At 70.0% G+C, this 1,688-nt stretch carries 1 protein-coding gene; it reads right to left on the bottom strand.

Annotation, left to right across the window (positions count from 1 at the left end):
* Positions 1-1,688 (bottom strand): condensation domain-containing protein (locus tag FHS74_RS30075; RefSeq protein WP_246463483.1); only part of this gene is annotated, 1,688 nt, incomplete at both ends.

Below are 1,688 nucleotides of genomic sequence, written 5' to 3'. Positions count from 1 at the left end.
CCAACCTGCGCCTCGAACAACGCTGGCACCGTCGCCGGCGGCACCGGATGCGCCGTGTCGTTCCAATCAATCAACAGTTGCCGGCGCTCCTCCGGCGACAGGAGGTCCAGCCGCCCAACCGGCGCCTCGGGCGAGGACACCATCGCCGACAGAACCAGACCCAGACGCCGCCCCAGCCCCTCGACCGTCCCCCGCTCGAACATGTCGGCAGCATATTCGATCATGACGTCGAGCCCCTGCGCCATGCCGTCGGGGCCGCGTCGCTCGGCAAAGCCGAAGGTCAGATCGAATTTCGTGGTTCCGGTCCCGATCGGCTCGAGCGTCGTCGACAGCCCCGGCAGGTCGACGCACAACGGGGCATTGTTCTGCAGCACTAGCATCACCTGGAACAACGGGTGACGTCCCACCGAACGGGCCGGGTTCAAAAGCTCGACCAACCGCTCGAAGGGCAGATCTTGATGCGCATACGCCGCCAGAGCCGTCTCGCGCACCCGCGCGAGCAGCCCGCGCACGCTCGGATCGCCCGACACGTCGGTGCGCAGGACCAGCGTATTGACGAAGAACCCCACCAGATCGTCGAGCGCGTCATCGGTGCGTCCGGCGATCGGGCTGCCCAGCACGATGTCGCTGCCGGCGCCGAGCCGGTTCAGCAGGATCGCAAGCCCGGCCTGCAGCACCATGAACAGGCTCGCCCGACCGTCGCGCGCCAGCGCCAGCAGGCCGCCATGCAGCGCACCGTCGAGGCTGAAGCCATGCACGGCGCCCCGCCGGGTCGCCATCGCCGGACGCGGCCGATCGGTCGGCAACGCGATCTGCTCGGGCAGGCCCGCCAGCGCCGACTGCCAGTAAGCCAGTTGCTGCGAGATCCGGCTCGCAGTATCCGCCTCGCTCCCCAGAAGATCATGCTGCCACAGCGTATAATCGGCATATTGCACGGCCAGCGCCGGCCAGCTCGGGGGCAAGCCCCGGCACCGTGCCTCATAGGCCGTCGCCAGATCGCGCAGCAGCGGCCCCAGCGACCATCCATCCCCGGCGATATGGTGCAGCACCAGCAGCAACACATGCCGCCCGTCGCCAATCCGGAACAACGCCGCCCGCAGCGGCAGCTCCGCTGCCAGATCGAAGCCGTGTGACGCCGCAGCGGCCAGCAGATCCGGCAGCCCGTCCTCGTCCGCGGCGGTCCGCTCGACGATCGGCACCGCAGCCGAAGCCGGCAGTATCCGCTGCACCGCGCCGCCGTCATGCTCGCCGAAGAGCGTCCGCAGGCTCTCGTGCCGGCCGACCAGATCGCCCAGCGCCGAGATCAGCGCGTCGGCATCGAGCGGTCCGTCCAGACGCAACGCCAGCGGGATGTTGTAGGTCGCGTCCCGCCCTTCGATCTGGTGCAGCACCCACAGCCGGCGCTGGGCGAAGGACAGCGGGATCGCCGCCGGCCGCGCCCGCGCCACCAGCGCCGGCCGGGCAACGAGGCCCGTCCCCAATCGCGACGCCAAAGCCGCGACCGACGGCGCCTCGAACAGCGCCCGCAACGGCAGCTCAACCCCGAGCGTCGAGCGGATCCGGCCGATCAGCCGCGACGCCAGCAGCGAATGCCCGCCGAGATCGAAGAAGCTGTCATCAATGCCGACGCGGTCCAGCCCGAGCAGCTCGGCGAAGAGCCCGGCCAGGATCTCCTCCTCGGGCGTGCG

The sequence above is a fragment of the Nitrospirillum iridis genome (genome assembly GCF_014205765.1).
GTDB lineage: Bacteria > Pseudomonadota > Alphaproteobacteria > Azospirillales > Azospirillaceae > Nitrospirillum > Nitrospirillum iridis.
The sequence above is the reverse complement of the archived record's forward strand: the minus strand, read 5'-3'. Positions and strand labels throughout refer to the sequence as shown.